This is a genomic window from Pseudoalteromonas sp. BSi20480 (genome assembly GCF_000241365.1).
Taxonomy (GTDB): Bacteria; Pseudomonadota; Gammaproteobacteria; order Enterobacterales; family Alteromonadaceae; genus Pseudoalteromonas; species Pseudoalteromonas marina.
In genome coordinates this window covers 1-23,631 of the sequence record NZ_BADX01000072.1, presented here as the reverse complement: position 1 = coordinate 23,631, position 23,631 = coordinate 1, and the positions used below count along the sequence as shown (strand labels likewise).

Annotated in this window: 28 protein-coding genes; 9 read left to right on the top strand and 19 right to left on the bottom strand. The window is 40.3% G+C overall.

The window, feature by feature from the left end; genetic code table 11:
• Positions 1-8 precede the first annotated feature (8 nt).
• From P20480_RS10605 to P20480_RS10645, 9 genes are all read right to left on the bottom strand, one after another.
• Positions 9-473 (bottom strand): chemotaxis protein CheW, encoded by a 465-nt coding sequence (locus tag P20480_RS10605; RefSeq protein WP_006793787.1) that lies wholly within the window; start codon positions 471-473, stop codon positions 9-11.
• Between the two features lie 24 nt (positions 474-497).
• Positions 498-2,558, bottom strand: a complete 2,061-nt coding sequence (locus P20480_RS10610; RefSeq protein ID WP_008129084.1) for a chemotaxis protein CheA — start codon at positions 2,556-2,558, stop codon at positions 498-500.
• 14 nt (positions 2,559-2,572) lie between these two features.
• Complete coding sequence (locus P20480_RS10615) at positions 2,573-2,935, bottom strand: response regulator (protein ID WP_006793785.1); 363 nt, start codon at positions 2,933-2,935, stop codon at positions 2,573-2,575.
• A gap of 8 nt (positions 2,936-2,943) precedes the next feature.
• Positions 2,944-3,216 (bottom strand): STAS domain-containing protein, encoded by a 273-nt coding sequence (locus tag P20480_RS10620; RefSeq protein WP_006793784.1) that lies wholly within the window; start codon positions 3,214-3,216, stop codon positions 2,944-2,946.
• A 173-nt stretch (positions 3,217-3,389) separates the two neighbouring features.
• Positions 3,390-4,001, bottom strand: a complete 612-nt coding sequence (locus tag P20480_RS10625) for an SCO family protein (protein WP_008129081.1) — start codon at positions 3,999-4,001, stop codon at positions 3,390-3,392.
• Positions 3,998-4,927, bottom strand: a complete 930-nt coding sequence (gene cyoE, locus P20480_RS10630) for a heme o synthase (RefSeq protein ID WP_008129079.1) — start codon at positions 4,925-4,927, stop codon at positions 3,998-4,000. The genes P20480_RS10625 and cyoE overlap by 4 nt, the downstream gene beginning before the upstream one ends.
• 12 nt (positions 4,928-4,939) lie before the next feature.
• Positions 4,940-5,929: a COX15/CtaA family protein gene (locus P20480_RS10635; protein ID WP_008129077.1), complete on the bottom strand. Its 990-nt coding sequence runs from the start codon at positions 5,927-5,929 to the stop codon at positions 4,940-4,942.
• 22 nt (positions 5,930-5,951) lie between these two features.
• Positions 5,952-6,446 (bottom strand): hypothetical protein, encoded by a 495-nt coding sequence (locus P20480_RS10640; RefSeq protein ID WP_006793780.1) that lies wholly within the window; start codon positions 6,444-6,446, stop codon positions 5,952-5,954.
• Positions 6,436-7,176, bottom strand: a complete 741-nt coding sequence (locus P20480_RS10645; RefSeq protein WP_033025338.1) for an SURF1 family protein — start codon at positions 7,174-7,176, stop codon at positions 6,436-6,438. Before P20480_RS10645 ends, P20480_RS10640 begins: the two co-directional genes overlap by 11 nt.
• Positions 7,177-7,263: 87 nt before the next feature.
• On the opposite strand from P20480_RS10645, the gene P20480_RS19175 reads away from it, so the two are divergent.
• Positions 7,264-7,503, top strand: coding sequence for a DUF2909 domain-containing protein (locus P20480_RS19175; RefSeq protein WP_370587928.1), 240 nt, complete (start codon positions 7,264-7,266; stop codon positions 7,501-7,503).
• Here the strand turns inward: P20480_RS19175 and P20480_RS10650 are convergent.
• The 5 genes from P20480_RS10650 to lexA all read right to left on the bottom strand — a co-directional run bounded on the left by P20480_RS10650 (position 7,403) and on the right by lexA (position 12,634).
• On the bottom strand, positions 7,403-8,278 hold the full coding sequence (locus P20480_RS10650) for a cytochrome c oxidase subunit 3 (RefSeq protein WP_006793777.1): 876 nt from the start codon (positions 8,276-8,278) through the stop codon (positions 7,403-7,405). The genes P20480_RS19175 and P20480_RS10650 overlap by 101 nt on opposite strands.
• 35 nt (positions 8,279-8,313) lie before the next feature.
• Entirely contained in the window at positions 8,314-8,844 is a 531-nt protein-coding gene (locus P20480_RS10655) for a cytochrome c oxidase assembly protein (protein WP_008129073.1), read from the bottom strand.
• The gene (gene ctaD, locus P20480_RS10660) at positions 8,844-10,436 is read right to left on the bottom strand and encodes a cytochrome c oxidase subunit I (RefSeq protein ID WP_006793775.1); all 1,593 of its coding nucleotides are present in this window, start codon (positions 10,434-10,436) and stop codon (positions 8,844-8,846) included. Before ctaD ends, P20480_RS10655 begins: the two co-directional genes overlap by 1 nt.
• The gene (gene coxB, locus P20480_RS10665; protein WP_008129069.1) at positions 10,436-11,578 is read right to left on the bottom strand and encodes a cytochrome c oxidase subunit II; all 1,143 of its coding nucleotides are present in this window, start codon (positions 11,576-11,578) and stop codon (positions 10,436-10,438) included. The genes ctaD and coxB overlap by 1 nt, the downstream gene beginning before the upstream one ends.
• A gap of 438 nt (positions 11,579-12,016) precedes the next feature.
• Positions 12,017-12,634 carry a transcriptional repressor LexA gene (lexA, locus tag P20480_RS10670; RefSeq protein WP_008129067.1) on the bottom strand — a complete coding sequence of 206 codons (618 nt, stop codon included), beginning with the start codon at positions 12,632-12,634 and terminating at the stop codon, positions 12,017-12,019.
• Positions 12,635-12,810: 176 nt separating this feature from the next.
• On the opposite strand from lexA, the gene P20480_RS10675 reads away from it, so the two are divergent.
• Entirely contained in the window at positions 12,811-13,254 is a 444-nt protein-coding gene (locus P20480_RS10675) for a PaaI family thioesterase (protein ID WP_006793772.1), read from the top strand.
• Between the two features lies 1 nt (position 13,255).
• Here P20480_RS10675 and P20480_RS10680 read toward each other — a convergent pair whose 3' ends face one another.
• Complete coding sequence (locus tag P20480_RS10680) at positions 13,256-13,636, bottom strand: hypothetical protein (RefSeq protein WP_006793771.1); 381 nt, start codon at positions 13,634-13,636, stop codon at positions 13,256-13,258.
• A 246-nt stretch (positions 13,637-13,882) separates the two neighbouring features.
• Here P20480_RS10680 and P20480_RS10685 point away from each other — a divergent pair, with 246 nt between their 5' ends.
• From P20480_RS10685 to P20480_RS10700, 4 genes are all read left to right on the top strand, one after another.
• A complete protein-coding gene (locus P20480_RS10685; RefSeq protein ID WP_008129064.1) occupies positions 13,883-14,581 on the top strand; it encodes a hypothetical protein in 699 nt (232 codons plus the stop codon).
• 62 nt (positions 14,582-14,643) lie between these two features.
• Positions 14,644-15,297: an endonuclease gene (locus P20480_RS10690; RefSeq protein WP_033025341.1), complete on the top strand. Its 654-nt coding sequence runs from the start codon at positions 14,644-14,646 to the stop codon at positions 15,295-15,297.
• A gap of 146 nt (positions 15,298-15,443) precedes the next feature.
• A complete protein-coding gene (locus P20480_RS10695) occupies positions 15,444-17,060 on the top strand; it encodes a S41 family peptidase (RefSeq protein ID WP_008129059.1) in 1,617 nt (538 codons plus the stop codon).
• Positions 17,060-17,431 carry a hypothetical protein gene (locus P20480_RS10700; RefSeq protein ID WP_033025336.1) on the top strand — a complete coding sequence of 124 codons (372 nt, stop codon included), beginning with the start codon at positions 17,060-17,062 and terminating at the stop codon, positions 17,429-17,431. Before P20480_RS10695 ends, P20480_RS10700 begins: the two co-directional genes overlap by 1 nt.
• Positions 17,432-17,538: 107 nt before the next feature.
• Here P20480_RS10700 and P20480_RS10705 read toward each other — a convergent pair whose 3' ends face one another.
• The gene (locus P20480_RS10705; protein WP_008129055.1) at positions 17,539-18,432 is read right to left on the bottom strand and encodes a LysR family transcriptional regulator; all 894 of its coding nucleotides are present in this window, start codon (positions 18,430-18,432) and stop codon (positions 17,539-17,541) included.
• 119 nt (positions 18,433-18,551) lie between these two features.
• Here P20480_RS10705 and P20480_RS10710 point away from each other — a divergent pair, with 119 nt between their 5' ends.
• A complete protein-coding gene (locus P20480_RS10710) occupies positions 18,552-19,118 on the top strand; it encodes an NADPH-dependent FMN reductase (RefSeq protein WP_006793765.1) in 567 nt (188 codons plus the stop codon).
• Between the two features lie 11 nt (positions 19,119-19,129).
• Here the strand turns inward: P20480_RS10710 and P20480_RS10715 are convergent, their stop codons facing one another.
• Positions 19,130-19,576, bottom strand: coding sequence for a tellurite resistance TerB family protein (locus P20480_RS10715; RefSeq protein WP_008129052.1), 447 nt, complete (start codon positions 19,574-19,576; stop codon positions 19,130-19,132).
• A 97-nt stretch (positions 19,577-19,673) separates the two neighbouring features.
• On the opposite strand from P20480_RS10715, the gene P20480_RS10720 reads away from it, so the two are divergent.
• Positions 19,674-20,036 carry a hypothetical protein gene (locus tag P20480_RS10720; RefSeq protein WP_008129050.1) on the top strand — a complete coding sequence of 121 codons (363 nt, stop codon included), beginning with the start codon at positions 19,674-19,676 and terminating at the stop codon, positions 20,034-20,036.
• A gap of 5 nt (positions 20,037-20,041) precedes the next feature.
• Here the strand turns inward: P20480_RS10720 and P20480_RS10725 are convergent, their stop codons facing one another.
• The gene (locus P20480_RS10725; protein ID WP_008129048.1) at positions 20,042-20,635 is read right to left on the bottom strand and encodes a hypothetical protein; all 594 of its coding nucleotides are present in this window, start codon (positions 20,633-20,635) and stop codon (positions 20,042-20,044) included.
• Positions 20,636-20,678: 43 nt separating this feature from the next.
• Positions 20,679-21,665: an SRPBCC family protein gene (locus P20480_RS10730; protein ID WP_008129046.1), complete on the bottom strand. Its 987-nt coding sequence runs from the start codon at positions 21,663-21,665 to the stop codon at positions 20,679-20,681.
• Positions 21,666-22,080: 415 nt separating this feature from the next.
• Here P20480_RS10730 and P20480_RS10735 point away from each other — a divergent pair, with 415 nt between their 5' ends.
• Positions 22,081-23,589: a DUF3360 family protein gene (locus tag P20480_RS10735; RefSeq protein ID WP_008129043.1), complete on the top strand. Its 1,509-nt coding sequence runs from the start codon at positions 22,081-22,083 to the stop codon at positions 23,587-23,589.
• Positions 23,590-23,631 lie beyond the last annotated feature (42 nt).

The following is a 23,631-nucleotide window of genomic DNA, read 5'->3' as shown; positions in this document are numbered from 1 at the left end:
TACTGACTCTAAATATTCATTGTTTTTTGCAAGTCGATTAACGCCACCATTTTTTCACCCACGTTAACTAACCCTGCCACATAATCGTCGTTATTTGTTTCTGAAATACTTGGTACCGCTTTGGCGTCTTGCTCTGAAATACTGTAAACCTCAGAAACGGCATCAACGGTAATACCAATAATTTTACTGTCGTGCTCAAACTCTATTTTTACTACAATTACCACTGTAAGCGGCCCATACTCTATACTGGGCAAGCCAAATCGCAGCCTTAAATCAATAATCGGCACTATGGTGCCACGCAAATTTATAACGCCTTTTACAAATTCGGGAGCGTTGGGTAAAACGGTTATTTCCTCCCAGCTACGAATTTCTTGCACAGTTAAAATATCTACGCCGTACTCTTCATCAGCCATAATGAATGTTAAAAATTGTTTCACGCCCTTTTGCTGCTGCAGATTTAGCTCTGAAATCATAACGCCTCCAAAGCAACTTGCGACTCAATACTTAACTCTTGGCTGCCCGGCTTTTTTTAATCCTGAAAGCTTTATCAACCCGCTTATATCAACTATCAATGAAACCCGTCCATCGCCCAAAATAGTCGCACCGGATATACCATCTACTTTTTGGTAATTTGCCTCTAAACTTTTAATGACAACCTGTTGTTGCGATAGGAGGTCATCTACCAATAAACCCACTTTTTGATTGTCGGTTTCTACGACAACAAGCAGGGTTTTATCAAGAGACTCAATGGCGTTATTATGATTAAAAATATCGTAGAGTCTTAAAATTGGAATGTATTCATCACGCAATCTAAGTACGTCTAGGCTTTTGCCTACACGGCTTACTTTGGCAATATCAATTTGCAGCGATTCAACAATAGAAATAAGCGGAATAATATAGGTATGCTGGGCCACTTTAACTAATTGACCATCTAAAATAGCCAGTGTAAGCGGTAATCTAATTGTAAACGTTGATCCTACACCTGGCGCGGATGTAACCTCTACAGAGCCATTTAATGACTGAATATTACGCTTAACTACATCCATACCAACACCACGGCCAGATAAGTCACTCACTTCATCCATAGTGGAAAAACCAGGCATAAATATAAGCTCGTTTATTTCCTCATTGCTAAGGTGGTTGTCGGCAGAGATCAGTCCATTAGCAATGGCTTTTTCTTGAATTTTTTTAGTGTTTAGCCCTTGCCCATCATCCATTATTTCAATAACAATATTTCCGCCTTGGTGAAATGCATTTAAAGTGACCGTTCCTACTGGATCTTTTCCGGCTTGCAGTCTTTTCTCAACCGTTTCTAGGCCATGATCTAATGAGTTTCTAACCAAATGAACCATAGGATCAGAAATTTTTTCCATCACGGTTTTGTCTAATTCGGTTTGCTCGCCTATCAGCTTTAATTCAACCTGTTTATTTAGCTTTTGCGCAATGTCGCGCACCAAACGTGGGAAACGGCTAAATACAAAATTAATTGGCAACATGCGGATACGCATTACGTTTTCTTGTAAATCGCGAGTGTTGTGCGCAAGTTGCGCTAAACCTTCTTGCAATGCCGTAATTGTTGCTGGCGTAATGTCTTGCTCGCTAAGTTGATTAAGCATAGCTTGAGTAATAACAAGCTCACCCACCATGTTTATTAATGAGTCAACTTTATCAATCCCAACGCGAATAGAAGTCGACTCGGGTGTTGTTGATTTTTTATTCGTATTAGCAGAGGTTGGCTTTATGGGCTTAGCTTGTTCCGCCTGCTTTGGCTCTGGCTCTTGGATTGATGGCTCTTGATCTACTGTACTGCTGTCAGCATCAGGAGTGGGTAACTCATCAGTAAACAGGCCGCCACACAATTCAATGGTAATATCAGCATCATCTTCAACCCATTCGAACACCTCTTTAATTGCGCTTTCACCATGACTGGTATTTAAGAAAAAACGCCAATGTAAAAAGCACTCATCACTACTCAAATTGGTTATTTCAGGGACTTCATCATAAAAAACGGTGGTATCTAACTCGCCTAACTGCTCAAGCTCACTAATCATAATGAGTGGTTCATTACCTGTTTTAAATAAGTGATGATGAGGCTTAAAGTCTATTTGGTATGTATCGCTATCAGACTGGCTATCTGAAGTTTGAATGTTGGACTCTTGCGTTGTGCTATTTATTCCTAGCACTTCTTCAAATTGTGCTCGTAGTGTATCGGCTTCAGTTAAGTCGGGCTCTTGCTCTGCCTGCAATCCAGCCAGTAACGAACGAAGGCAATCAACCGCTTTAAGTAATAAATTAACGTGCTCGGTTGTCAGGGTGCGCTCGCCTTGACGAATTTGGTCCAGTAAGGTTTCAAGTACATGAGTAAAATCAGACACCGATGAAAAACCAAATGTCCCACTCCCCCCTTTTATTGAATGGGCGGCTCTAAAAATAGTGTTAATAGTTTCTAAGTCTTCCTCACCGGGTACTAAGTTTAAAAGCTCAGCTTCCATGGTATCGAGGCCTTCAAAACTCTCTTCAAAGAAAACTTCAAAAAATTGACTTAAATCTATACTCACTTTGCGCTCCTTGACTAACGAATAACCTTTTTAATTACCGCTAGTAACTGCTCAGGATTAAATGGCTTTACTATCCAGCCTGTTGCACCAGCCGCTTTACCTTCTACCTTTTTTTCTAAGCCCGACTCGGTTGTTAGCATAAGTAGTGGCGTAAATTTATAATCGGGTAATGTACGTAGCTCTCGAATTAATGTAATACCATCCATAATGGGCATGTTTACATCTGAAATAACCGCATCAAAACCTTGCTGCTTAGCAATAGCCAATGCCTCACTGCCGTCTTTGGCCTCTGTTACATCAAAGCCTGCGGTTTTTAAGGTAAAGCTCACCATCTGACGCATTGATGCTGAATCATCAACCGCTAAGATTTTTTTCATATAAACCTCTAACTATTTCTTTCGATTGTTAAATAATGACTTAAGCCAAGCTGATTAATGGTATGTGCTAATGCTGCACTACTGCCGACCCATATAATTTTGTGTTGGATGGTAAGTAAGTGTTTTTGAAGCGCACATAACAGCTGAATAGATGCAGTATCTGCAGACACTACACCGCTAATATCAAGACTGATATCGTCGTTGCTATTGAGTTCTTGTAGTAAGTCTTGGTGGAGCGTTTCAACTTGGGTAATCACAAGTTCGCTTGGAAGTTTTAACATTTAAAATTGTGTAATCCCTTTCATTTCAATTCATAACAAAAGCTTAGCTCTAGTTGTTAAAATTGCCATAAAAGGGTCAAAAAAAATTTAATAAATTTATAAACAGGAATGAAAAACAAAAAAGGGAGCCTAAAGCCCCCTTAAAATACGTGAAAATTTAAAAAGTACAGTTTTTAGTAGTAGTTTGCAATAACTTTAAACTCTTGCGTTAATTGAGTTGAATTAATAAGCGGCACACTGCCTTGTTTAAACTCAGGTTTGAAAATAGCTCTTAGCGCTCCTGTATCATCAACCAACGCAACTGATGCGCTATGATCAACCGCATAATCAGCTTTTGTTGTATCACTAATTGCGTAAATTAGGCCAAGCTCTCTTACTACTGGAAAAAGATCTTTGTGCTCCCCTGAAACAGCCAAAAAATTGGGGTTAAAGTAATCTATATATTGTTTTCGTTTTTCTGCTGTGTCTCTGTTTGGATCGACCGACACAAACCAGATTTGTAATGGGTAATCAGCTTCCAGCTCTTTATAAACTGCGTTTAACTTAGCCAATGTTAACGGGCATATATCGGGACAACTTGTGTATCCTAAAAACACTAAATTCCATTGCCCTTTAAATTGCGCTTTTGTCACTGGTTCGCCGTGCTGATTTTTTAACGTAAAATCCAAAAGTGATTTAGCGTTTTCATAAACAAGTGCATTTAAGTTTTGAGGATCGTTTTCACTTGAGCACGCTGATAAAAATAAACTTAAAACAACAATTACTAAAAGCCATAACCGCTTCATAAAGGGAGCCATTTATCTATAAATAAGACCACGAAGAGTACCATTAAATGCACTATCGAAAAACGAAATAAATCCATAGCCTTGTCGTTATTAGCTGCAAATTTTAACTTAATGGCTTTGTACATAAACACACTATTTAGCGCACAAGCTCCAACTAAGTAAATACCCCCTGACATACCAATTAAGTATGGCATCACACACACTAAGGCCAATAAAACTGAGTATGCAACTACACATGTTTTACAAAAGTCGATACCGTGGGTAACCGGCAGCATTGGAATTTTTGCACGCTCGTAATCACTTTTTCGGGCAATGGCTAAAGCCCAAAAATGAGGAGGAGTCCAGGTAAATATAATCATAACAAGCAACCACGGCGCTGCTGCCATTTGGTTTGTTTCAGATACCCAACCAAGCAATGGCGGCATCGCTCCAGCAAGTCCGCCTATTACAATATTTTGAGGTGTTGCACGTTTTAAAAATGACGTATAAATGAAGGCATAACCCACTAATGCAAATAACGTTAATATTGCTGTAAGCGTATTAGCCCACACCATAAGCATGATGAAACCAGCGATACCAATACTTGCCGCAAACGTTAATGCATGTGCTTTACTTAAACGCCCTTTAGCAACAGGGCGATGACGCGTTCTTGCCATTTTAGAGTCTATTTCGCTATCTACTACATGGTTAATAACGGCAGCGGCAGCAGATAACAGGCCTATTCCTAATAGACTAATCATCTGAACGCCTATTCCACGTCCAACATCCGGGGCTAATGCTAATCCAACCCAGGCTGTTAAAACCAACATCGCCACCACTTTAAATTTACTGATGGCTAAGTAATCTTGTAATAGATCGTAAGCACGCAAGCTAAGTGATTGAGTATGTGCAGGCTGTATTGTTTTTTTGTTTATTGTTAGTGCCATTATATTTCTCCTTTATGTGCGTGATTTTAGGTAATAACACAACCTAACCATACTTAATAACAGTATGGCAGCCATTAGGTTATGCGCCAGTGCAACACCCAACGGAAAGTGCCAATGTACCAAAATGAGTCCTAAGCTAATTTGGCAAAATAAAGTAACCAATACTGCTATTACGCAGCTTTTAATTTTTTGAGAGTAAGCGTGACTGTAAATTTTCCACATAATAAGCGCCAAAAATATGCAGGTTACTAATGCCCAAATACGGTGTAATAAGTGAATAGACATTCTTGCTTGTTGTGAAAGCACACCAAACTCGTAGTTGCTGTGCTCAAGCGGTAACTGAAAAACACTCCTCAGTGAAAAAGGCTGAGCGTAATCACACAAGGGTAAACCATTACAGTGTGGTGCTGCGTAATTAGCCGCAAGCCAGCCGCCAAGCGCTATTTGTAAAATCAGCACAAAAAGAGCAATCAAACTTATTCCATAATACCGCTTAGCCCCCGCATCTCCGCCCATAATGGGTTTTGCTGTTAACCTTAAATACAGCAATGTAATTAGCGATAAAATACTAAAACCACCCAATAAATGCCCCATCACAATAAGTGGTTGCAGATTCATAGTGACAGTCCACATACCTAAGGCAGCTTGAAACACAACAAGTAATAGCAATAAAGATGTGAGCTTTAATGGTGTAGTTGGAAATTGACGCTTTAAAAAAGCAACAATAAACAGCGCTAAAATCATCAATCCTAAGGTGCCCGCAAAATACCTATGAATCATTTCTTTCCAGGCTTTTGCTTTTTCAAACACCATATCAGGGTAGCTTTGTGTTGCTAAAGCAATATCAGCTTCATGTTTAGGAACCGTTAAAAAGCCATAACACCCGGGCCAATCTGGGCAACCCAGCCCTGCATCACTCAAACGAGTGTATGCACCCAGTGCAACAACAACTAAAGCAAAAAGTCCGGTCAATAAAACCCAATTCTTATAATTTTTGTACATCTTTAACCTCACACTAAACGGATTAGCTTGAACGAGAATAATTAAGTAGTTTTTTTAAATCCTTTAATAGCCCTTTTTGAACTAAGCGGTTTTCTTGAGGCTTTGCTTTGTATGGGTACTCAAGTACCACAAGCCCCATATGATCAATTAAATACAAACTTGCGGGGGTCAAGCTTGCTTGCTGGGCCATTTTTTTCCATGGTAAGTCAGCTTGTGAAGGACTTCCCATAACAGCCATATCTACCTTTCCTTGATTTTTACCAAGCGCTATATACAAATTATTAAGCGCCTCAAGTTGCTCGTTACATGACGCACTGCACTCACTCGAATAATTAAGCGCTATCGTCCATTGTTTAGGATTATTTTGTTGCCAGTTTTCTAGTTTTATCTCTTCATTTAGAAATTCACCGTGATTTGTAACCGCACTAGGTAACCAATCGAATTTGAGCGCGCTATAGGCTAAAAACAAAGGGATAGCACAACAGGTTACAAACAATAAAAGGGGTTTATTTTTCATTTTTATTCCTTTTTTTACTCGCAAAAATGGCTACAACAACACATGCAAAGGCGATTAAAAACCACTGCACCGCATAGGCGTTATGTTTTTGTGGGCTCATTACAACCGCTTCGTAATGCGGTATCGCAATTTCATCACCCTCACCTTGGCGATATGCCATAAAGTTAACCAATGGGAAATTAGTGTGTGATTGTATAAAGCTTAAGTCGATTGATTGAATGCGTTTGGGCAAATCACCACTCGAGGTCTTATCTTCTAGGGTAAAACTACTGAGGTTATTCTCTTTAATTTGTGCTTTGACCGTAAACTCACCTTGGGGCATAACTACTGCAGGTAAAATATCCCGTGATAGCGGGGCTCTCACCCAACCTAAATTAACCAATACTGCACGCATATCATTATTTGGTTTTAACAGGGCGAGTAGGTCGTAACCCACTTGTCCGTTATATACTTGATTATCTAACAACCAGTAATGTTCGCTTAAAAGTGTCCCTTTAAGCTCGACTAGTACACCGGTTTTATTCCACTGCTTTGGTAAATTTAGCAACTGCGACCAACTCATGACACCATGAGTTTGTATTTGAGCAATAGCAGTGAGCTGTTGCTGTTTTTTTTCACCTCGTTCTAATTGCCAAAAACCTAGGCGCACACATACCAGTACAACAACCACAACCATACAAATTGTGATTATTGAACTAAGCTTTTGTTTGTGCCTTAAAACTACTTGCATAAAGGGTCAACTCAGTGATTATTAAAATTATTATTGTACTGTTGTTAATGTTTATACTTTTTAACTTATTTAGTAGCGCTATTTATTATGGTGTCTGGAAAAACAAACGGGCGACCTATGTCTCACTTTTTAGGACGCCGAGTGTTGTTTTCGGTTGTTGTATTATTGGTCACAATCGCAGCAGTTAAGCTCGGTTATATAAAGGCAAATAGCTCGCCCATAAACGTTACAGCACATATACAAACACAAATAAACACAGCCATACCACATCTACAAAATGCCAATACCAAGCAGCAGCTTGAAACGCAAAGTGCTTTTCTTTGGTAAAATGACCTTTTAATATTCGTATTAAAATGACAAATAAAAGTATGGCTCCGAGTGTGACATGCATGCCATGAAAGCCTGTAAGCAAAAAGAATGTATTACCGTACACACCGGCATCTAATGTTAAATTTAAGTCATTATATGCATGAACGTATTCCTCTACTTGCAATGCTAAAAAGCACACGCCTAATAACACCGTAAGTCCTAAAAACACTTTCAGTGGTTTACGTTTGTTGTTTTCCATTGCAACATGGGCAAAATGTAACGTGACCGATGAAGCGATTAAAATTAACGTATTGATCAATGGTAGGCCTTGCCACCCCATAGCTTGGGTTGTGTCACCGGAGGGTGTAACAACCAAAGGCCACATAGCTTCAAAGGTAGGCCACAACACTTCATTAGTCATAGCATTGTTACCCGCGCCCCCCAACCAGGGCACCGAAATCATACGTGCATAAAATAACGCACCAAAAAAGGCCATAAAAAACATAACCTCAGAAAAAATGAACCAGCTCATGCCTTGTCGAAAAGAACGATCCATTTGTGCTGAGTACAACCCTTGGCCTGACTCGTGAATAACATTTTTAAACCAGCCAAATAACATATATAAAAGAACGGCTATACCGGCATAAAGTAAATAAACACCGCTCCCCCCTTCCTTGCCAACTTCCATCACTGTTAAGCCTGCGCCTACGGCGATAAAAAACAACGCAACCGCTCCTACAATGGGCCACGGGCTTTGCTCTGGTACGTAATAATGCTCATGTTCTTGATTCATTTTACTTGCTCCTAGTTTCGCACTAGTGTTTGTTGCTAGTTATTACTGGCAACTAGTTGCTCACTAATATCAAATACGGTGTAAGACAAAGTTAGCTCTTCAACATCACTTGGAAGCGCTGTATCAACATAAAAAAGCAATTTAAATTCGAGCTCTTCCCCCGCTTTTAGGGGTTGTTGATCAAAGCAAAAGCAGGCCATTTTGTGTAAATATTTTGCCGCTTTGCCTGGTGAAACAGACGGTACTGCCTGCATAACTTTATCGAGTTCACTACTATTTTTTGCGCTAAAAACGACTTCTCGCATTTCTCCGGGTTTCACAACCACACTGTACTCTTTTGATTTCACCTCAAAAGATGCACCGCTTTGTGCATGAGTTGTAAAACTCACGCTAACGTCCCTTGTTTGCTCAATCACGCTACTTTGCTGCGCTTGCTCTAACGATGGCTTACCATTTAGCCCGGTTAAGTCACAAAACACGTCGTATAACGGCACTAAGGCAAACGCAAACGCAAACATACCTATACTGATAATAATCAAGCGTTTAAGGAGCGGTGCGTGGGTCATTATTTAATTTCCGGTGGTGTTGAAAAGGTATGGTAAGGCGCAGGGGATTCAACTTCCCACTCTAACCCTTCAGCGCCATCCCATACTTTTGCAGGGACTTTTTCGCCGCCTCTTGCACATTTAAAAACAACCACTACAAACAACAGCTGAGATAAACCAAATGCAAAACCACCAATACTTATAATTGCGTTGAAGTCTGCAAATTGCAGTGCATAATCAGGAATACGACGAGGCATACCAGCCAAACCCACAAAATGCATTGGAAAAAACAGCACATTTACACTGACTAACGACAACCAAAAATGCCACTTAGCCAGCGTGATATTAAACATATTGCCAGTCCATTTTGGCAGCCAGTAATAAGCACCGGCCATGATTGAAAATACCGCCCCTGTCACTAACACATAATGAAAATGAGCCACTACAAAATAAGTGTCGTGGTATTGAAAATCAGCGGGAGTAATAGCAAGCATCAACCCTGAAAAACCACCTAATGTGAACAGCACTATAAAAGCAATACTGAACATCATAGGGACTTCAAAGCTAATAGAACCGCGCCACATGGTGGCTACCCAATTAAATACTTTAACGCCGGTAGGTACCGATATCAGCATTGTGGAGTACATAAAAAATAGCTCTGCAGCTACCGGCATACCGGTGGTAAACATGTGATGCGCCCACACAATAAAGCTTAACAATGCTATAGATGACGTTGCATAAACCATAGATGCATAGCCAAATAGCTTTTTACGCGAAAAAGTAGGCACTATGGTTGAAATGATACCAAACGCTGGCAAAATCATGATGTAAACTTCGGGGTGACCAAAAAACCAAAATATATGCTGGAACATCACCGGATCGCCACCGCCGGCAGCGTCAAAAAAGCTAGTCGCAAAATATTTATCGGTTAAAACCATGGTCACCGCCCCTGCCAAAACGGGCATAACAGCAATGAGTAAAAATGCCGTTATTAGCCATGTCCATACAAACAGGGGGAGTTTCATCCACGTCATGCCAGGTGCACGCAAATTAACTATAGTCACAACCACATTAATAGCACCCATAATTGAGCTAATACCCATTATGTGCACCGCAAATACAAACAAGGCAGTATTGTCGTTACTGTATGTGGTTGAAAGCGGAGCATAGAAGGTCCAGCCAAAAGCAGGACCTCCTCCAGGCATAAATAAAGAAGCAAGCAAAATTAAGAATGCGAAAGGTAAGATCCAAAAGCTCCAGTTATTCATTCTAGGTAATGCCATATCTGGCGCACCTATCATTAACGGTATCATCCAATTGGCTAATCCCGTAAAGGCAGGCATAACGGCGCCAAACACCATTATTAAACCATGAACTGTAGTCATTTGATTAAAAAAGTGGGGATCGACCAACTGCAACCCTGGCTGAAATAATTCGGCCCTGATCACCATAGCCATGGCGCCACCAATTAAAAACATGGTCAACGAAAATATTAAATATAAACTGCCAATATCTTTATGATTTGTTGTATAAAGCCAGCGCTTAAAGCCTTTAGCTGGATGATGAGCATGATGCGCTTCATTGGCGTTTGGTTGTTCTGCTATGCTACTCATTAGTTAGCCTCCACGTCGGCATCAAGTGCTGCTTGAATCTCACTAGGCTGAATAACATCACCGGTATCGTTACCCCATGCATTTCGCTTGTAAGTAATAACCGCAGCCAATTGTTTTATAGATAACTGCTTGGCAAATGATTGCATTGCCGTGCCTGGGCTCCCATGAATAAGTATGTCTATATGACCTTTTATATCGCCAAGTACAATTGGGCTGCCTTTAAGAGCCGGAAATACGCCCGGTAGCCCTAACCCCGTAGGTTGATGACATGCTGCACAACTTGCCAAGTATACTTGAGCGCCCAGCTCCATTAGCTCTTCTTTAGGTAATGTTTGATCAAGTAAAGCGGCATCAGCTAAAGCTGCTTGTTGCTTAGCTTGTTTAGCATCGGCCAACCATACTTTAAAGTCAGCCTCAGATTTGGCCTCTACCACAACGGGCATAAACCCGTGATCTTTACCGCACAGCTCGGCACACTGACCTCGGTAAATGCCTTCTTCGTTTATGTTGGTCCATGTTTCGTTAATAAAGCCTGGGTTGGCATCTTTTTTAACGGCAAAGTCTGGTACCCACCAAGAGTGGATAACATCATCTGAGGTCATTAAAAAACGAATTTTTTGATTAATTGGCAGTACGAGGGGTTTGTCTACCTCAAGTAGATAATTTGGGTTTTTATCAGCTAAATTAGTTATTTCATCCTGAGGAGTTGCAAGCATTGAGTAAAACTCTACATCTTCTCCCATATATTCATAATGCCATTTCCACTGTGAACCTGTAACTTTAATTGTTAAGTCGGCTTTACTGGCATCTTCCATCGCTATTAACGTTTTTGTAGCTGGCACTGCCATAGCAATTAAAATAACAAATGGAATGGCGGTCCAAAGAATTTCTACTTTGGTGCTTTCGTGGAATTGAGCGGGAACCGCTCCTTTAGATTTGCGATGATGAATGAGTGCCCAAAGCATAATGGCAAACACTATTATCCCAATCACACAACATATAAAAAATATGGTCATGTGTAATTCGTAAACATTTTCACTTATATCTGTAACGCCTTTACGCATATTAAATTGGCTATTTGCCAAGGCTAACTGCGGAAAAACACACAATATAAGCCACAAGGTACAACTAAGTTTACCCATGTGACGACTCCTTTGATGCTGTTGCTAGTGCAAAGCGAAGAGGCATACGGCTTAAACGCCAATTCGTTATTTTTATTTTTTTATTAATGCCGTTTTATTTATAAAAATTGGCATTCACTGCGCTAGCAAAAGTTTATTGTGTGTGCTCAAAACTTAAAAGCGATGAGTATTGCCAGCGTCAGCTTATTAACAATTAGTTAATATTTAACCACCATGCAAGTTTTTTGTATTAAAAACAAACAATAAATATATAAAAAGTAGAGAGTTGGCTTAGTTGAACGTAGAAGAAAATGGCTCAAATCGAGAGGTGGTAAGGGCTAAGGATGAAATGAAAGAGTGTGAATAAAAAACAAACAAAATTTTAAAAATAAAAAAACGCACCAAAAAAGTGCGCTTTTTATAAAATAAGAAAGAACTACATCCAGTCCGCGTTACGAATTACACCCAGTCCGCGTTACGAATTACACCCACTGCTAAGCCTTCAATGTTGAACGACTCAGTTTCAAGATCGACCTTAATTGGTGCAAACTCGTCATTTTCAGCATGAAGCAACACCTGGCGACCCGCTTTTTCAATGCGTTTTACGGTTACATCGTCATCAACACGGGCAACCACAACTTGACCATTTTCAGCCACTTGTGTTTTATGCACAGCAAGTAAATCGCCATCCATAATGCCTATATCTTTCATACTCATACCGTTTACGCGCAGTAAAAAGTCGGCAGCTGGTTTAAACATTAATGGGTCAATTTTACAGTGGCTTTCAACATGTTCTTGCGCCAAAATAGGGGAACCTGCCGCAACTCGGCCAATAAGCGGTAAACCTAATTGTTCTGGCTCCTCTTCTTCAACAAGTTGAATTCCACGGCTTGCGCCAGGTTTCATTTTAATCACCCCTTTTTTGGCAAGGGCTTTTAAATGTTCCTCAGCGGCATTTGCACTTTTAAACCCTAACGTTTGTGCTATTTCGGCACGTGTAGGCGGCATACCAGTGTCTTTAATAAACACTTTAATTAATTCGAGTATTTGAGCTTGGCGTTTAGTTAATGGGCGCATACAACTGGTTTTCCATACAGTACATTTAACTGTGAGTATATACAGTTAAATAAAAATCGCAAATTTAAATTATCCGTTCAAATAGCCAAATTACTTCCTTACGTGTACATTTTAGGGGCTTTCTAAAATAGCCTATAAAAATAGTAACTTGCTGCATTAAATTTAAAGGAATCTATATGAGTATTTGGCATCAACCCATTACATTAGCATTGTGTAAACAATTGGACGAAGGCATTAATGGCCAAGGGACGCTAATGAAAACCATGGGAATAGAAATAACAGAGATAGGCGACGATTATCTAGTAGCAACCATGCCTGCAATCCCTGCACACCATAACCCTATTGGCATGGTTCATGGCGGCGCAAACGTTGTACTCGCCGAAACCGTAGCGAGCTATGCTGCTAATTTTGTGGTTGATTTCACAAAGTTTTACTGTGTTGGGCAAGAAATAAGTGCAAGCCATTTAAAGGCTTCTCGCAATGGTACATTAACGGCAACAGCACGCGCATTTCATATTGGAAAACGAAGCTCTGTTTGGGAAATAAAAATTACAAACAGCCGCAACGAGCTATGCTGCGTATCAAAAATGACCGCAGCCGTTGTTGAGCGAAAGGCGTAAGTTATTTTTCGAGAGGGTAAATTGTTATTTCCATACCCGCGCCAATAGCAGATATACGCAGTAGTGTATCTGCATGTAAAGCTTGATTAAAACACTTTGGCGACGTGCCTGACTCAAACCCTATATCAAACGTTCTACGTGAGCAGCTTAACCATTGCTTTAATGCATTGCGTGAACATGACTCAATTAGCTCACATATATGGTTTATTGCTTTGTCTGGTGATTTTACATCGCCAGCTACCTCAATACGTGCTAATTGACGGTATTCGTCTTTGTCATAATGTAAAATCGTTGCGACTTTTTTTAGGTCGGCCACCAGCACACTAATATCTTGTTTTGACTCAAGCTCTAGATCTACATTTAAAAATTGAATTTCCGACATTGTCTCGTATTTATCCTCTAATGGTTACCATGCAAACTTTAACGCAGTTTTACCTTTATACCAAATCAACACCCTATAAATAGACGTTTTATATGGTAATACTCTTATTTTAGAGTGCGATTGCTACTTACAATTGGCGCTATTGTGCTGAAACGCTATTTTAATGCACTAGTGCGACATTTTGTCGCACTCACCTTGCTCAACCATCGCGTAAAATGTCTTGTAAAAATAATAAGATAAACACACATGAAAAAAATTTTTAAACCAGCACGTAAACTTCATAAATGGTTGGGCTATTTATTAGGAATACAAATACTAGCTTGGTTGCTTGGCGGTTTGGTTATGAGCGCCATCCCGCTTGAAAAAGTACATGGTAAACACCTAGCAACACGCACCCTAGTTAACCCCTTTAAAAGCAGCGATTACGTGGCATCAATTGATAATATTGTTTCACAAGTCACTAATCCGACTAAGATAACCTTTGCGCATTTTTTATCTACCCCACTTATAACTGTAACCAGTGAAGGCAACCCTCAAAGTTTTAATGGCATGACTGGGCAACCATTCAAAGCCCCCAACAAACAGCAAATAATTGCTAATGCACACGCGCATTTACTTATTGATGCTCAACCAGTAAGTACCACTTTATTAGGTTTAGGACCAAGAGAAAGCGGTTATAAAAAAGATGTATGGAAAGTACAATTTAACGATACATTGAGCACCACACTCTATTTGTCATCAGATACAGGCAAAGTGATTACTGTGCGCAGCACGCTGTGGCGAATTTTTCGACTTTTTTGGATGCTGCATATTATGGATTACGATGAACGTGAAAACTTTAACAATCCTCTATTAATTAGCTTTGCTGCAACCAGTGTGCTTTTTTGTTTAACTGGCTTTTTACTGCTATTGCAAAACATAAGGATTAAACGCAGATTTAAATAAGTTTATGTTTGCCTGTTGAGCCAGTAAACTAGGTACTCCTGTAGTTCACGTATGTGATGGATATGATCCGATTGATTTTGGCCTTACTGGCTTGCTGTGTCTGTTTTTCGGTATCAAGTAAAGACTTTACTCGCTTCTCTACTGCTAAAAAGCACTTAATAAAAACGCTACCGCACAATGCAAAAAGCCTGTATTGCGGTTGTGCTATTAAAAAACAAGGTAAAAAACTAGTGCCAGATCCAATGGATTGTGGCTATGTACCTCGTAATACATTTACCCGCTCAGGCAAAGTAAACCAGCGCGCCTTACGTATTGAATGGGAGCATATTGTATCGGCATGGGAGTTTGGGCATCAACTACAATGTTGGCAAAATGGTGGGCGGAAAAACTGCCGTAAAGTCAGCGAAAAATTTCGAAAAATGGAAGCTGATATAAATAACTTAGCCCCCGCAATTGGCGAAATAAATGCTGACCGCTCTAATTATCGTTTTGGCATGCTAGGTGGAGCCGCGACTCAATACGGCCAATGCGATGTAAAAGTAAACTTTAAGCAACGTGTTGTAGAGCCACCATTTTATGCCCGTAAAAAAATTGCCGACGCCTATGCTTACATGCAAAAAACCTATGGTTTAAAAATTTCAAAACAACAACAAAAACTTTTTAATGCGTGGCAAAAGCAAGACCTAGCACTAAAAAGCACTATACAAAAAATGTAATGATATTCCCGCTAATAAGCGAACTTAAAATACTGCTTTACCAATAAAAAATGACACAATTATTTACATAAAGAAAAAGCAAAACGTTGAATAAATAATCAGGTGTTGTAGTATTTTAAACAACTTATTTACAGGAAGTACCGAATATGTTTAAAAACAACACTCTATCGCTTGCAATTATTAGCGCGCTCTCAGTTTTTGCTTTAACAGGTTGTGGTGGAGGCGGAGGTAGCAACACTACACCAGCGCCTGTCACGCCACCTACAAGTAGCACACCGACATGGACTGCCGGTGTATTTGAACCTTCAGACGAACTCAAAAACTTTTGCGAAAACCCACGTACAGGTAACGACCCGTTTAATAATAATGAGCCTTACCCTGACCAAGCTGGTTCAGCCTTATACGAAAAACTATGGCTTCGCTCATGGAGCGACGAAACATACCTGTGGTATGACGAAATAGCCGATAACGACCCTGAATCGTTCGATACCGTCGCTGACTATTTTGCTCAACTAAAAACCGAAGAGCTAACCGATTCAGGCGCTAAAAAAGATAACTTTCATTTTTCAGAACCCTCTGAAGATTACTTTCAAGAAGCACAATCGGGCGTTACCTCTGGTTATGGTATTAACTGGGCATTTATTGGTGATTCAGCCGATAGAATTTTACGTGTTGCTTACCTTGAAGATGACTCACCAGCTAGCCAAATTGGCTTTCAACGAGGCGATACCGTACTTGAAGTGGATGGCGTAAGCATTAATACCAATACCCAAGCAGGGATTGATACTTTAAACGAAGGCTTATTTAGCCCAACCAACGGTGATTCACATACAATTGTTGTTCGCAGTAACGACGGCACGGAAAAAACATTTAACGTCACAGCGGGTAACATTGAGCAAACGCCTGTTCAAAATGTAAAAACGATTGTAACAAGCAATAACACGCGCGTTGGTTATATGCAGTTTAATAGTCATATAGGTATTGCCCAAGAGGGCTTAATTGATGCAGTAAATAAATTTAGAACCGATAACGTAGACGAACTCGTTATTGATTTTAGATACAACGGCGGTGGTTTATTAGCGCTGTCTGCGCAGCTAGCGTATATGGTGGCAGGAAGTGCCAATGTACAAAACCGCTTTTACTATCAAACACAACAAAATGATAAACAGCCTGTCGATTCTCCATTTCCATTTATTGACGAAGAAATAGATTACTCAACGTTTTTTAGTACTGGCGATAAATTACCTGATTTAAACTTATCTAAGGTATATGTACTAAGTACATCAGGTACCTGTTCAGCCTCTGAAGCATTTATTAATGGCTTAAAAGGAATAGATGCAGAGGTGGTACTTATTGGCGATACAACCTGTGGTAAACCATACGGATTCACGCCTACACACAACTGTGGAACAACCTACTACACCATTCAATTTAGTGGCGTTAACAGTAAAGGCTTTGGCGAATATGCCGCAGGCTTTACCCCAACACCAACACCACAATTTAATGCCGATGTACAAGGGTGTGTTGTTAGTGATGACTTTGATAATCAACTTGGTGATAGCAACGAAAGGTTACTATCTACAGCACTTTTTCATATAGATAATAACGGCGCATGCCCGATTACAACAACAGTCGCTAATAGTAAAGTAGATGTACCAAGCTTTGCTGCTACGAGCGAAAAACTGCAGCCTTTAAACGCACCAAACGATCTTCCCCGCGGTAACATGGATCTAACATGGCCTACGTTGTCTGAGGAGCAATAATGGTAAAGTTACTGACGGTACTCACTGTATTAATAAGTATAGGAGGGTGTAATAGTATGAGTAATGCCGTTGCAAAGCCTGCGCTATTAACAGAGGTTAACCCAGGCGTTATAACTGTGCTGCAACAGGCAATTATAAAAGCTAAAGGCGGTACGCTAGTTACACTGGCCGACACCGTTTTTACCAAACGCAGTGAGTTATTACTAAGCCATGGAAATAGTAAAGATCCCAATGGCATGCCCATTATGGGCGCGCATAATATCAAGTCAGAAAAGTTTGTTTTGCAAATTATTGGCGAGCAATGCGTGCTGTATTACCCTAAAAAAGATCTCACTATTGAGCTTAAAAACGTAAGTTGTAAAGCACAGTAATTTAAAAACTAAAAAGGCGTACAACTTGTTGTTGTACGCCTTTTCATTGTAAAACTGTTTAAATGCTAATTGCCAAAAATAACTCGATCGGGAGCCCTTCAATTTTTTTACTTAGCAAGTTTATTAAAATGCGCCTTTAATAAGCCTGCAAAAGCTTGTACTTTCGCAGTGCGATGCACTAAATGATGGGTCACTAACCACACATCGGTGGGCCAATTTAGTTCACTATGTAGCACAGGAACCAAATCGCTATATTGCGCTGCTACATCATGTTGTAAACCACCAATCCCTAAGCCTTTAATAATCGCGCGTGTAGCCTCGGCAGTTTCAGATACACGTAATTTGATTTGCGATGCAGGAATGTTTTCGTCTGCCCAAGCAAAATAAGGTACCCGCGCATTATATCCCGCCACTCCGGATACAAAATTATGGTGCAATAAATCACCTAGTGATTTAGGCATGCCATGCCTTGTAATGTAGCGTTTGTTAGCATACAAACCCGATGTAAGCTTTGCTAAGTGCTGAGCTATGTAATCACCTTCATCAGGTTTAGGGCCTGCACGAAGCGCAATATGTGCTTGCCCGTGATCGAGCCGCAAGCGTTTTTGCTCCAAAATAACTTCAAGCTGCACTTGTGGGTGTAATGCCTGAAATTGCTCACATACATCACCCATAACATCAATAAACCCACTCACCGTAGTAAGTAATAAACTTCCGCGTAAAGTACTGTCGGCAGCGGCAATATCGTTATGTAACTGTTCGAGTGAGGTATCTATAGTTTGCGCTGTCGCAAATAATTTAGCGCCAATTTCAGTTACCTTGTAACCACGAGCATGGCGATGAAACAAGCGGGTATCTAGGTTTTTTTCAAGGCTGTTAATTCGTCTTAACACAGTGCTGTGGTGCACATTAAGTGCCTCTGCTGCAGCTGTAAGTGTGCCAAGCCGCGCCACTTCAAAGGCCACTTTTACGTCTTGCCAGTCATCAAATTTAATTGCCATGCGCTCTGCCTTTAACTTGTGTGCATATATGCACATAAGTGTTGCGTTTATTTGGGTTTTCTACAAGTAAAAGTTTGCTACATTAGGTATGTAACTTAAAACATAAAAAGGCCAAACTCATGTCAGCACCAAAAATTATCGCGCTTGCGGGCAGCTTACGTAAAGAAAGCTTTAATCAAAAACTTATTAATGAAGCAGCACGTTTTGCTCTGCAAACAGGTGCTGAAGTAGAAGTTATTCAGTTAAACGAGTTAGATATTCCACTATTTAACGAGGACATTGAAGCACAAGGCACACCCGCTGATGCACAACGTTTAAAAGACAAACTTCGCTCTGCAGATGGTATTTTACTGGCAAGCCCAGAGTATAACGGCTCGATCACTGCGCCATTGAAAAACGCTATAGATTGGGCGTCACGCACTGAGCAAGGTGCAGTACCGGCGTTTCGTAATAAAGTTGTGGCCTTATTTGCTACTTCACCGGGTGGATTAGGAGGTTTACGCGGTTTAAACCACGTACGTGATATTTTAAGCGGCATTGGTTCGTTAGTGCTTGCCGACCAACTTGCTGTACCGTCTGCGTTTTCTGTTTTTGATGACAATGGCCAAATTAGCGACCCAGAAGTAGCCGATAAAGTATCTTCGCTTGCTCATCAATTAGTCAGTGTTGCAAGCAAATTAAAGTAACCTTATACGCTTTACTTTTGCTTTGTCGCCGCTATTTTTGCGGCGATAAAATCAACATGCGTTACATATAATAGACCCGCTATTTTACGTATTACATACTCTTCTTGTGGGTCTATTTCACCGTCTGCGTAGGCTAAACGCCACAGCAATTCTATTATCTCTATTCGCTCTGCCGCACTGCAATGCTCATTAATCTGCTTTGAAAACTGAAAGTAATCAATTGCACCATCTAAACTACTTGCTGCATTGGTAGTGAGTTCTTCAACCTCAGAATCAGTTAAATTAAAGTACTTTTTTAAGGTTACAGTCAGGGTGTGTTGTTCATCATGGTCAAGCTTGGTATCTGCACGCATTACTTCAATTAACAACGCTGCTACCGCTGTTTTTAAATCGTGTGGCTCTATACTTGGCGCTGGATCATCGAATGCTGTAAAAAGCTGTTTTATTTGTTTGAACATCACATTATCTCTTTTGGGTGTTAGACTTAACGTACATAAACCGAACTTGTATGAGTATTTAATGGGTATTAAGTTCGCAAATTAAAGGATACATTTTATGAAAGGGTTATATTCACCGCGCTTTATCATTAGTTGCGTACTGGTGGGCCTTTCGAATACGGGCACTGCACTGGCCGACACCGTCGAAAAAGAAAAATCATACGACTTTGATAACAAAGTTCATTATTATCAAACCAAAATTGACAACAGCAATTATAAAATAGAAATACAATCAGACGATTACAAACACTTTGCTAATCAAAGTATGTTTTTACTGCGCCATGCAGACAGGTTATGCCGTGGTAACACCTTTATGTTAAAAGTGCTTGAAGGCGTGCAAGAGTACGAACGTTTTCCTACTAAACCACGCGCTTATCAACCACCTTTAACGGTTTTATTGCAATGCGAGGAGCCTGAATAATAAGCTTACTCTTCGTATCCCCATGGTGCAGCGGGTGGCGTAATAGGTTTAGTTAAATCAAAGTCCACCTTAAACTCGCGCCCTTGGCGAATTAACCGATACGTAAATACCTCAGGATAAATATGCATTTGCCATGTATTACCTGCCGACTGTTCAATGCCTTGTGCTACAAATAATTCTTTAGAGTATTGATCGGCCGGGAAAGACTGCATTTGTGCAAAACCCGCATCAAGTGTATGACCGCCATACATAGTAGAAGCGTCGTCAGTGCCATCTTTATGGCGATGATCATGCTTTAAGCTCAAACCACTGCCCGTTTTAGTAATGATCCACGTACGCGATGCATCATCACCCACATGAAATGGCACTTGTAGCTCGCTATCAGTACATTTACGTACATGCATAACTAATTTTTTATTATCAAATGAGCTTGGGCCTTTTGCGTTATCTACACTTACTTTGCCCTCAAACGCCTTACCACAATGCGCAGCTATATTATTAAAAAATGCATCGTGTGTCGGTATAGATACCAAAGGCGCAGGGCGCGCAATAGCGGCTGATGAAGCAAGTAATAACGTTGCTACCGTTAATAATTTCATAAAGTACTCTTATAATAGTTTTTTAATACCATAGCGGTTTAAGTTAATAATAGGAAATAGCTGCGACAAGTGGCTTTTCTGCTCTGTTTTTCATTAATGTTAAAAGTGAATAATGGAAGTCTTGAAAAATTACCTCACCCCATATTCGCGAATAAACACCAAAATTTGTATTATCTTGCACGGTCGTTTTTAAAGTTAAAATGGTATTGCCGCTTTTATCTTCACTTAACGCATACCCACCGTAAAGAGGTGAAAAGTATTCGCCGCCTAGTTTTACATGTTTATCGAGTGCATCATCGGGAATAGCATCAGGGTCTATGTCAAACCTATAAAGCATCTGTTTATTTGGCTGCCAATCAGTAATAACTTCTTTAAATATAACCCCTTTTTGCCATTTACTGGTTCTAATTGCACCAACACCCGTAGCATTCATATTTGCCTCTAAAGGTTTAGGTACACCGATTAACTGGGTAAGCGAAAATGGCAATTCTTGTGGCTCTATGGTGCTTACATTTGCAAGCTGCTGCCATACACGATTTATAGGCGCTTCAATAATTATAGAGTTGGTGACTTCGTACGTTTTTGATAAATTTAAATAATTTACCTCAATAGGTGAGAGCAACACAGGAAGCAAAGCGATTGAAAGTAAAGGCCGGTTAGCGTTTTTTGTTTGACGGTTTTTAATAAAGCCTGCCAATAAACCACCCATACTTGCAAAGAGCATAAAAGCAGGCAAAGCCATTGCCACACAAATACTGCCTTCAAGTAACGTAATAACACTTACAAGTAAAAAAACAAAAATTGGCTGCCAAGCAATTGTCACCATTTGCCTTTTTGTTAATATTTTTGAGCTTTTAAATTCAAAGTGAATACGAATATAGCCAATTGCAACGGGCACTAAAAACATAAAGGAAATAGACACAAGGCTACTTAAATTATAAGTATCAAGCAGCTCTACAAACAGCCGCATAAATATGCCGTAAAGCGTACCGAGTAAAATACCAATTGATTTAGGGGAGTTGAATTGCATCTCTATTCTTTATTGTTGTTATTAACAATCAGAAAGTAACAGATGTATTATTCCACCACAAATAAAACAAAATTAGCGGCTCCTGCAAACAAATAGCTTGAAATAAAACGGCTTTAACAACCACTAAGACTAAAGGATAATAACCTGCCATTAACACGATACAATTCGGTAAATAGTGCTCCGCCTCCTTAATTAAAAATTTAAGAGCATGATCTATATAAACTTTTAATCATTTTCTGTAATTTATGACTTTTAGTGTAAAGCTGTTTTTTAAATTAACTGTATTAAAAACAACCATACACGACCTTTTGCCTATACATTCCTGAGTAAAAGCTGATCTACCCTGCCCCTTCACTATTCATTTGCTTTAACAAAAGCCGTATTAGTAAATAAGCAACGAGTAACAGGAGGGACTATGTCAGTAACCCCAAAGGGTCACAACTCAGATCACAAAAGTACATTGCACGACAATACCAACAGCTATCAAAACAACCATAAACCCAGTTCAGAGTTTAATACCCGTGACGAATACCTAGAGCACGAGCTGCAAATTATGCAGCCTAAGCGCTGGCGGCCTAATTTACCCTTTAGAGACTACCGCTTTGAATTTGAAGACACGATTCCAGCCATGGCGGGCACTATTGGTAAAGTGGTTATGGTGGGTGCTATTGCCGCTACATTTGCAGCGCCACTAGGTTTAAGCGATGCGTTTGTGTTAGAGAACGTACGCTATGAATTACTGATTGTTTCTATTTTTATTATTTTGTTTTCGGGCTTTATTTTACCTACCGCTAACTTAGCGGGTACTCATGGCCCACTTATTCCACTTATTCCTATTGTGGTTGCCGCTGGCGGCCATCCTATGGCGTTTGGCTTACTGATTGGTGCCTTTGGCTTTATTTTAGCCATAACCAAAGGGGGGAGCTTGCTGGCACGCTTAACAAGTAAAGGCGTGTGCGGGGGCTTACTTATATATTTAGGCTTTATTGGCACAATTTCGCAGGTTAAAAAACTGTTTGCATGGGCTGAGGCCATTGATATGACGCACATTGCGTTTATTGTTATTTTGGCGACCATTTTATTGTATGCGTTACTTGAGCACTTTAAAAAGCGCTGGTTAGCTGTGCCGCTTAGCTGCCTTATTGGCGGTGTGGTTGCATTTGCACTCGGTGCGCCGTTTGAATTTAATACCGCGCCGGGCTTACCAAATATGAACCCAGCTTATTGGTGGGGCGAAAACACGGGTTGGATGCTTGGCCTACCAACGCTTGAAAGCTTTGTGGTTGTACTGCCTTTTGCGGTATTAGCTGTGGCTATGTGGTCACCGGATTTTTTAGGGCATCAAGTATTTCAAAAAATTAGTTACCCACAACGTACTGAAAAAGTACAAATGAACATAGACGACACCATGCTAAGCGCATCAGTCAGACAAACCTTTGGCTCGCTGGCCGGTGGTGCTAACTTTACCTCATCGTGGGGGACTTACATTGTTCCTGCCGCTATTGCTAAACGCCCTATTCCGGCGGGCGCCATTTTAACAGCCGTATTTTGTATTGTTGCGGGCTTATGGGGCTACCCAATGGATTTAGCCATATGGCAACCCGTGCTTTGTGTTGCGCTTATTGTTGGTGTGTTTATTCCGCTGCTTGAGGCCGGTATGGAAATGACACGCGAAGGCAAAACAACGCAATCAGCCGCTATTGTGGTGTTTGCCTCAACCTTGGTTAATCCGGCTTTTGGTTGGTCGCTTACTATGTTACTTGATAACTTAGGGCTAATTGGTTGTAAAGAGCGCAGCGCTGAGCTAACTAAAATGAGCCGCTGGGTGATTCCACTTATTATGTTTGTGCTACTTACCACTGTAATGGCAATTGTAGGCATGTTACCTGGTATACCTGCGTTAATGGCTGACTTTAGGCATTAACCTTTAGCTACCACATCTAATATTTACCTACAAAAAAGCACG

What these genes read in the sequence shown, in the direction of transcription:
- P20480_RS10605 (WP_006793787.1), bottom strand. Translation starts at nt 473, where the DNA reads ATGATTTCAGAGCTAAATCTGCAGCAGCAAAAGGGCGTGAAACAATTT.
- P20480_RS10615 (WP_006793785.1), bottom strand. Translation starts at nt 2,935, where the DNA reads ATGAAAAAAATCTTAGCGGTTGATGATTCAGCATCAATGCGTCAGATG.
- P20480_RS10620 (WP_006793784.1), bottom strand. Translation starts at nt 3,216, where the DNA reads ATGTTAAAACTTCCAAGCGAACTTGTGATTACCCAAGTTGAAACGCTC.
- P20480_RS10625 (WP_008129081.1), bottom strand. Translation starts at nt 4,001, where the DNA reads ATGAAGCGGTTATGGCTTTTAGTAATTGTTGTTTTAAGTTTATTTTTA.
- cyoE (WP_008129079.1), bottom strand. Translation starts at nt 4,927, where the DNA reads ATGGCACTAACAATAAACAAAAAAACAATACAGCCTGCACATACTCAA.
- P20480_RS10635 (WP_008129077.1), bottom strand. Translation starts at nt 5,929, where the DNA reads ATGTACAAAAATTATAAGAATTGGGTTTTATTGACCGGACTTTTTGCT.
- P20480_RS10640 (WP_006793780.1), bottom strand. Translation starts at nt 6,446, where the DNA reads ATGAAAAATAAACCCCTTTTATTGTTTGTAACCTGTTGTGCTATCCCT.
- P20480_RS10645 (WP_033025338.1), bottom strand. Translation starts at nt 7,176, where the DNA reads ATGCAAGTAGTTTTAAGGCACAAACAAAAGCTTAGTTCAATAATCACA.
- P20480_RS19175 (WP_370587928.1), top strand. Translation starts at nt 7,264, where the DNA reads ATGGTGTCTGGAAAAACAAACGGGCGACCTATGTCTCACTTTTTAGGA.
- P20480_RS10650 (WP_006793777.1), bottom strand. Translation starts at nt 8,278, where the DNA reads ATGAATCAAGAACATGAGCATTATTACGTACCAGAGCAAAGCCCGTGG.
- P20480_RS10655 (WP_008129073.1), bottom strand. Translation starts at nt 8,844, where the DNA reads ATGACCCACGCACCGCTCCTTAAACGCTTGATTATTATCAGTATAGGT.
- ctaD (WP_006793775.1), bottom strand. Translation starts at nt 10,436, where the DNA reads ATGAGTAGCATAGCAGAACAACCAAACGCCAATGAAGCGCATCATGCT.
- coxB (WP_008129069.1), bottom strand. Translation starts at nt 11,578, where the DNA reads ATGGGTAAACTTAGTTGTACCTTGTGGCTTATATTGTGTGTTTTTCCG.
- lexA (WP_008129067.1), bottom strand. Translation starts at nt 12,634, where the DNA reads ATGCGCCCATTAACTAAACGCCAAGCTCAAATACTCGAATTAATTAAA.
- P20480_RS10675 (WP_006793772.1), top strand. Translation starts at nt 12,811, where the DNA reads ATGAGTATTTGGCATCAACCCATTACATTAGCATTGTGTAAACAATTG.
- P20480_RS10680 (WP_006793771.1), bottom strand. Translation starts at nt 13,636, where the DNA reads ATGTCGGAAATTCAATTTTTAAATGTAGATCTAGAGCTTGAGTCAAAA.
- P20480_RS10685 (WP_008129064.1), top strand. Translation starts at nt 13,883, where the DNA reads ATGAAAAAAATTTTTAAACCAGCACGTAAACTTCATAAATGGTTGGGC.
- P20480_RS10690 (WP_033025341.1), top strand. Translation starts at nt 14,644, where the DNA reads ATGATCCGATTGATTTTGGCCTTACTGGCTTGCTGTGTCTGTTTTTCG.
- P20480_RS10695 (WP_008129059.1), top strand. Translation starts at nt 15,444, where the DNA reads ATGTTTAAAAACAACACTCTATCGCTTGCAATTATTAGCGCGCTCTCA.
- P20480_RS10700 (WP_033025336.1), top strand. Translation starts at nt 17,060, where the DNA reads ATGGTAAAGTTACTGACGGTACTCACTGTATTAATAAGTATAGGAGGG.
- P20480_RS10705 (WP_008129055.1), bottom strand. Translation starts at nt 18,432, where the DNA reads ATGGCAATTAAATTTGATGACTGGCAAGACGTAAAAGTGGCCTTTGAA.
- P20480_RS10710 (WP_006793765.1), top strand. Translation starts at nt 18,552, where the DNA reads ATGTCAGCACCAAAAATTATCGCGCTTGCGGGCAGCTTACGTAAAGAA.
- P20480_RS10715 (WP_008129052.1), bottom strand. Translation starts at nt 19,576, where the DNA reads ATGTTCAAACAAATAAAACAGCTTTTTACAGCATTCGATGATCCAGCG.
- P20480_RS10720 (WP_008129050.1), top strand. Translation starts at nt 19,674, where the DNA reads ATGAAAGGGTTATATTCACCGCGCTTTATCATTAGTTGCGTACTGGTG.
- P20480_RS10725 (WP_008129048.1), bottom strand. Translation starts at nt 20,635, where the DNA reads ATGAAATTATTAACGGTAGCAACGTTATTACTTGCTTCATCAGCCGCT.
- P20480_RS10730 (WP_008129046.1), bottom strand. Translation starts at nt 21,665, where the DNA reads ATGCAATTCAACTCCCCTAAATCAATTGGTATTTTACTCGGTACGCTT.
- P20480_RS10735 (WP_008129043.1), top strand. Translation starts at nt 22,081, where the DNA reads ATGTCAGTAACCCCAAAGGGTCACAACTCAGATCACAAAAGTACATTG.